The sequence below is a fragment of the Acinetobacter sp. P37 genome (assembly GCF_057480965.1).
Genome location: NZ_JBLIYY010000015.1, coordinates 84,825 through 91,338 on the forward strand (window position 1 = coordinate 84,825; position 6,514 = coordinate 91,338).

Genomic DNA, 6,514 nt, shown 5'->3' on the forward strand with positions numbered 1-6,514 from the left:
TTAACTTTGTTGCGGAAGATTCATGCGATAACCCAAGCCCCTTAAGGTTTTGATGTAATCACTGCCAATCTTCTTACGCAATTGGTAAATAAAAACTTCGATCGCATTACTTTCAACTTCATCGCCCCAAGCATAGAGTGATTCTTCGAGTTGGCTACGCGTCATAATATGCTCAGGATTTAACAACATCTTATGCAAGATTTGATATTCACGCGATGTCAGCGTAATCAATTCCGCATTTTTACGCAGCGTTTTGGCTTGTACATCTAAACTTAAATCTCCGAAAGTCAAACAATTATCACGCTGTTGATGATGCAAGCGTAATTGGGCACGCACCCTTGCTGACAACTCTTCTAAGCTAAAGGGTTTCACCAAATAATCATGGGCTCCCAGATCTAAACCTTCAACACGATCTGCAATACTGTCCCGAGCAGTAATAAATAAAACTGGTGTAAGCGGATGCAACTGTACGATACGTTTTAAAATTTCGTCACCAGTTACTTTTGGTAAGCCACGATCTAAAAGTATGCAATCATATTGATGTTGTTCTAAAGCCAAAATAGCGTGATCGCCTCGCTCAACCCAATCAACACTGTAGCCATCCATTTCAAGCCATGTTTTTATACTGTCGGCTTGGGATGCATCATCTTCTGCCAATAAAATTCGCATCTTACCTACCCTATTTCTATGGTTCCGACTTCAGTGTATCGAACTTTTGCTCATATCTACTCAAATCATAAAAAAACCACAGCAAGCCGTGGTTTTTTTATAGTGCAGCACTGTATTGAATGACAGGCTAAATTAAAATTTTACTTGATCGACATCAACTTCAACGCGTTTCGTCGGTTTGTAATCAATGTCGATTTCACCAATGAGCGTTACTGGTGTTTTAGCTGAAATCGCTTTGCCTTGCCAAAGTTCATCATCAATATCCACTGTAATGCTGCCTGTGCTATCGCGGAACTGATATTTTTCATCGCCCATCGATTTCACAACATAACCTTTCAATTGAACTTTACTATCATCTTTTAAGCCTAAGGCATGTTTCACTGATGTGGTTTTCATCGGCGCAACTGCTGTTTGATTGACTGCTGTATTCGCGACTGCAACCGATGCCACACCTGCAAATGCTAAACCACATACCAATTGAGTGAATGTTTTCATCTTCGATCTCTCTTACTTTGTCTATTTCGATAGCGCTATTTAAACAAAGCAAGATGAGTCGAATCTTAAGCTGAAGAGACGTTTTTATTTATTTGATCAAACCATTAGTTGAGCGGTACGACACGCAGGACTTCCTCTAAAGTCGTCACCCCTGCAAGTACTTTACGCGCACCTGCAATTCGTAATGGCTCGACATGCTCTTTACGTGCCTGTGTACGTAGTTGGGTTAGATCTGCATTAGCACCAATCAATTGCTTGGTCTCAATACTGAGCGGCATAAATTCATAAATCCCCACACGGCCTTTATAACCCGTTTGACGACATTCATCACAGCCCACCGCTTCGTAGACAAAATCAGGCATTTGAATCGCATAATCAAAGGTCAGATGTTTCCACTCTTGTTCATTGATAAAAGTCTCACGCTTACAATGTGGACACAGTTGACGAACTAGACGTTGTGCCAAAACCCCTAATATGGTCGCTGCGGTTAAAAAAGGCTGAATACCTAGGTCATGTAATCGCGTCAAACTCGATGGTGCATCATTGGTATGTAAAGTTGAAAGCACCAAATGACCTGTTAATGCAGCTTGGATTGCCATATTTGCCGTATCATGATCTCGGATCTCCCCGACCATGATAATGTCAGGGTCTTGACGCATTAAAGCCCGTACACCATCGGCAAAGCCTAGATCAATCCCTGTATTCACCTGCATTTGGTTAAAACTTGGCTCTAACATTTCAATCGGGTCTTCAATGGTGCAGACATTCACTTCTTCGGTTGCCAATTGTTTGAGTGATGAATAAAGCGTGGTGGTTTTACCCGAACCCGTCGGACCGGTCACTAAAATAATACCGTGACTATGACTGGTTAAGGCCTTCCAATCATCCAACAGACGCCCTTCAAAACCGAGCTGTTGGAAACTACGTACCAAGACTTCAGGGTCAAAAATACGCATGACTAACTTTTCACCAAAGGCTGTTGGCAGCGTCGATAAACGTAGCTCTGTTTCTTGGCCTTTGGGTGTACGGGTTTTTAAACGTCCATCTTGCGGCTTACGCTTTTCCGCCACATTCATCCGACCTAAGATCTTAATTCGTGAAACCACAGCTGTCAGTGTATTTGCAGGCATGTTGTAGATGGTATGCAATACGCCATCGATACGAAAACGCACCTTTCCTGTATCTTTACGCGGTTCGAGGTGAATATCACTTGCACCTTGTTCGAAGGCAAACTGTAAGACCCAATCCACAAGCTTCACAATATGCTGATCATTGGCATCTGGATTTTGTGTATCACCTAATTGTAATAGTGCTTCAACGCCTTTATTTTCACGGTCATAACTCGATGATTTTTGCGAATTACTGACTGCGCGACTCACTTGGTAATATTCAACCAAATAACGCTGTAGTTGATCTGGACTGAGCAATACACGCTGAATCTTGCGTGGTAAAACTGTTCTCTCTAAATTGGCAATCCATTCATTTTTATAAGGTTGATCCGTTGCAATCAGCACATGCTCATTTTGCAATTCCACCGCTAAAATGCGATTTCGTACTGCAAATTCTTGCGACATAATTGCAGTCAGTGCAGGCACATCAGCTTTTAAAGGATCGATAATATAAAACGGTACACCAGACTTTTCTGCTAACCATTGACAGAGTCTATTCAATGTTAAAGTAGACTGTGGATGACTCTGATCGACTAAATTAAAATTGGCAATCCATTGTAAAGGATGCCATTTCAACTGTTCACGCTGACGGTGCGTGGTTTGAATCAGCATTTTGTCTCTTTCAGTAATGCGGCCGTCTTTTTGTAATTGGTCTAAACACCACGATGTATCGATTTCAAAATTAAAAGTCATTGTTATATGTCCCCAAACATAGGGAATACTATAACAAAACTAGAATAGTTAAACTTAATATTTTCACTTAAATCGTTAAGTTAAATTTAACTTAAATTATTAATTTTAATTAGTTATTTTTTAACATACCTTTTTTTCTATTTTTCTATACTATATGCCACAGTCACAAATAATAGTGACGTAATTCATAATTTATTAAAGAGGGTAACATGAAATTTAAAACTTTAAGCACAGCTATTGTAAGTTCATTTATTTTAACAGCTTGTGGTGGCGGTGGAGGTTCGTCAGATAAATTTAATGATAGTGAAAATAATAATATCACTACTTCACCTTTCCAACAGTGGTCAAATTTTTTTATAGACTTCAATTTAAATACTAATAATATTGAATACTATTCAGATACACTAACACTTGATAATGGTAAAAGTTATTCTAAAAGCGAGGATACTTTTTCTGAAATTTATGTAACTCAAAATGGTGTATACGATCAAAGTTCTACAAATAATCAGTACGGAAAATATCAAGGCACCGTTGTTACGAACAATAGCTCTTGGGTTCTTAGTCCTTACTCAAGTATTGGTTCAAATGACCTCAAATTAACAACGAACTTTAAGATACTCAACATTAGTAATCAACCAATTGCGCAAATTGTTTCACCAAATGAATACTGGATCGCTAAAAATAATCTTAATGATTCCTATGAATATCCTGAGCAATTAATGAGCTACTTAAAGCAATTAAATGAGCAGAAATTCCCTACAGGCTCATACTGTCTACAAATTATAAGTGAAACAAATAATCAGGATTATCTATCATTAGATAATGATGAATATTCTGACACTGAATATCAGCAAAATATTCTTAAAAATCAATGGATTAAATACTCAACACAACAAGATAACACTAATATTAAAAAATATAATTTTAAAGATACAACGGCATATCTAGAATATTCCCCTGAGTATAATGACAATCATGGGGTAGCCTCGTATAAATCAAAATATTATTGGGCTAACCTAATAGATTCACGTACAGAATATACTTTTGCAGATGAAATTAAAGAATTAGAAGACATAAGTGCAGATGCAACAAATGAAGAGAAAAAGCTTATTCAAGAGCTAATAAATTTAAGAAAAAATTCATGTTATCTCTTCAATAACATTGCATCTAAAGCAATTACTGATGATTTAATTAAGTAAATTAGCAAATCTGAAAGAGATTACTCTCTTTCAGATTTTAAAATTTTTAATAGTAAAATTTTTTCACTTTCAATCCTAAACTTCACATTCAAGCCAGCAAACAACATGCCATATACACGCTCCTCATCTTGTTGATATGCAGGTCGTGGATCTAAAGATAATACCTCTTGTAATTCTAAAACTGTCTGCATCTCTAAAGAACCCATACCGATCAACTGTTTTTTTTGCAGTTCTGCTGCTTCTGACCAAATTACAGATTTTCTTTCTGGCTCATCCTGCGCATAACCACTTTGCGCATCCATCACTGCATCAGAATATTGAATATATGGTTTGATATCTAAAATTGGTGTTCCATCTAACAAATCACTGCCGACCACATAGACACGTACCGATTTACCGACTTTTTTCACCCCTTTGAGCTGCACAACCGACAAGCCCATAGGTGACGGCCGGTACATACTTCGTGTCGCAAATACCCCGATTTTTTGATTACCACCTAAACGCGGAGGACGAACTTGCGGACGAAATTTTGTCGAATTTGCATTTTTATTTTCATGAAACTGCCAAATCAGCCAAAGATGACTAAAATCATTAATCCCTTCGAAAGCCAATAAATCGTTATAAGGTTCCACCATTTCAATATAAGATTCGACTTGCACCAAATTCGGCTGACGTGGAATACCAAACTTTTCTCGGTAGGGAGATTTCATATACCCGATAATTGGCATTTTAAGCTCAGACATAATCACTTTTTCTGATAAGTTCAATTAAATATATTCAGTTTATCGAGAATGATTTTAGATTAGAATAGTAAGCTGTTCTAATTTGATAATTTTATTGAGACCTTTAATGGCTGCTTTTAACGTCGAAAAGATTACTCACGTCCACCATTGGAATGACACTTTATTCTCTTTTAAAACCACTCGCGATACTGCGTTACGTTTTAAAAACGGTCAATTTGTGATGATCGGCCTTGAAGTAAATGGTAAGCCTTTAATGCGCGCTTATTCTATTGCAAGCGCAAACTATGAAGAAGAATTAGAGTTTTTCTCTATTAAAGTTCCAGATGGTCCTTTAACGTCTATTTTACAAAAAGTAAAAGTTGGCGATGAAATTTTAGTGTCTAAAAAACCTACAGGTACTTTAGTTCTAGATGACTTAAACCCTGGTAAAAACTTATACCTACTTTCTTCAGGTACAGGTCTTGCACCGTTCCTTTCTGTAATTCGTGACCCTGAAACTTACGAACGTTTTGAAAAAATCATCGTTGTACATGGTACACGTTTCATTTCGGAATTGGCTTATCAAGATTTAATCTTAGATGAAATTCCTAACCACGAATTCTTTGGTGAATTAGGCGCGAAAGAAAAATTGGTTTACTACCCTACGGTAACTCGTGAAGAATTCCATACTCAAGGCCGTGTAACTACTGCCATTGAATCTGGTCAACTTTTCGAAAAAATTGGTCTTCCACGTTTCAACCCTGAAACTGACCGCGCAATGCTGTGCGGTTCACCTGCATTCCTAGACGACGTTGCTGCACTACTTGACCAGCACGGTCTGAAAGAATCTCCTAAGATGGGCGTTCTAGGCGACTACGTGATTGAACGTGCATTCGTTGAAAAATAATTAGCTGAAAATTAAAAAGCGCATGTCATCATGCGCTTTTTTTTATCTATATGCCACTAATGACTGATACAGCTATTTTTCTTCTTTTACCTTCAATTCATCAATAATTTTTGCTCTCCACTCTAAACCTTTCTCAGTAGCATCAGGTAATTCATTCGATAAATTAATTTCTACACTGTCATCTGGATATATATGTACAGCTAAATATTTTTTATCTTTTAAATTTTCATTCGTCAATGTGGGGACATTGGTTGCAATATGCTTTTTAGAGCTATTACCTTCTCCCCATTTAATATATTGAGCTCCTGTTATCACTGCTGATCTTTTCGTTCCACTACCTAGCCCTCCACCTAACTCCTCTCCATTTAATTCAACAATATATGGAATATAACTTGCATCATAACCATAAGATGTTGTCGTCAACACATAAGTTTTTGTTGAATGTGTATTACACCCTATTAAACTCATTGCTGAAAGCATAATAAGCATTAAATTCGTTTTTAAAACTTTCATCATTATCCTTTTAAAAATATTGGGTTTTAATTTATTTAATTAAAAATTAATAATAGACTTCTTTCATAATTCATTTTTTGCTCAGCTCTAAATTATAGATTCCCGCAATTAAATTGAATCTTAAGCCCAGTCTTTTTCCTCGATTAC

7 protein-coding genes are annotated in these 6,514 nt (G+C 37.0%); 2 read left to right on the top strand and 5 right to left on the bottom strand.

Features of this window, described 5'->3' with window-relative positions; translation table 11 throughout:
• From AC25JC_RS13550 to tfpB, 3 genes are all read right to left on the bottom strand, one after another.
• Complete coding sequence (locus AC25JC_RS13550) at nt 1-669, bottom strand: response regulator transcription factor (RefSeq protein WP_180023970.1); 669 nt, start codon at nt 667-669, stop codon at nt 1-3.
• A 132-nt stretch (nt 670-801) separates the two neighbouring features.
• Nucleotides 802-1,164 (bottom strand): NirD/YgiW/YdeI family stress tolerance protein, encoded by a 363-nt coding sequence (locus AC25JC_RS13555; RefSeq protein WP_168379331.1) that lies wholly within the window; start codon nt 1,162-1,164, stop codon nt 802-804.
• 104 nt (nt 1,165-1,268) lie between these two features.
• Nucleotides 1,269-3,026, bottom strand: a complete 1,758-nt coding sequence (gene tfpB / locus AC25JC_RS13560; RefSeq protein WP_180108770.1) for a type IV pilus assembly ATPase TfpB — start codon at nt 3,024-3,026, stop codon at nt 1,269-1,271.
• A 209-nt stretch (nt 3,027-3,235) separates the two neighbouring features.
• Between tfpB and AC25JC_RS13565 the strand changes: the two genes are divergently transcribed.
• Nucleotides 3,236-4,225, top strand: coding sequence for a hypothetical protein (locus AC25JC_RS13565; RefSeq protein ID WP_486924237.1), 990 nt, complete (start codon nt 3,236-3,238; stop codon nt 4,223-4,225).
• Between the two features lie 20 nt (nt 4,226-4,245).
• Here the strand turns inward: AC25JC_RS13565 and tsaA are convergent, their stop codons facing one another.
• Nucleotides 4,246-4,968, bottom strand: coding sequence for a tRNA (N6-threonylcarbamoyladenosine(37)-N6)-methyltransferase TrmO (tsaA, locus tag AC25JC_RS13570; protein ID WP_486924238.1), 723 nt, complete (start codon nt 4,966-4,968; stop codon nt 4,246-4,248).
• Between the two features lie 106 nt (nt 4,969-5,074).
• Between tsaA and AC25JC_RS13575 the strand changes: the two genes are divergently transcribed.
• A complete protein-coding gene (locus AC25JC_RS13575; RefSeq protein WP_078189109.1) occupies nt 5,075-5,854 on the top strand; it encodes a ferredoxin--NADP reductase in 780 nt (259 codons plus the stop codon).
• A gap of 72 nt (nt 5,855-5,926) precedes the next feature.
• Here the strand turns inward: AC25JC_RS13575 and AC25JC_RS13580 are convergent, their stop codons facing one another.
• Nucleotides 5,927-6,367: a hypothetical protein gene (locus AC25JC_RS13580; RefSeq protein ID WP_111885342.1), complete on the bottom strand. Its 441-nt coding sequence runs from the start codon at nt 6,365-6,367 to the stop codon at nt 5,927-5,929.
• Nucleotides 6,368-6,514: the final 147 nt, after the last annotated feature.

Bases quoted from the DNA above. Each gene is read 5' to 3' on its own strand.
- AC25JC_RS13550 (WP_180023970.1), bottom strand. From the start codon at position 669: ATGCGAATTTTATTGGCAGAAGATGATGCATCCCAAGCCGACAGTATA.
- AC25JC_RS13555 (WP_168379331.1), bottom strand. From the start codon at position 1,164: ATGAAAACATTCACTCAATTGGTATGTGGTTTAGCATTTGCAGGTGTG.
- tfpB (WP_180108770.1), bottom strand. From the start codon at position 3,026: ATGACTTTTAATTTTGAAATCGATACATCGTGGTGTTTAGACCAATTA.
- AC25JC_RS13565 (WP_486924237.1), top strand. From the start codon at position 3,236: ATGAAATTTAAAACTTTAAGCACAGCTATTGTAAGTTCATTTATTTTA.
- tsaA (WP_486924238.1), bottom strand. From the start codon at position 4,968: ATGTCTGAGCTTAAAATGCCAATTATCGGGTATATGAAATCTCCCTAC.
- AC25JC_RS13575 (WP_078189109.1), top strand. From the start codon at position 5,075: ATGGCTGCTTTTAACGTCGAAAAGATTACTCACGTCCACCATTGGAAT.
- AC25JC_RS13580 (WP_111885342.1), bottom strand. From the start codon at position 6,367: ATGAAAGTTTTAAAAACGAATTTAATGCTTATTATGCTTTCAGCAATG.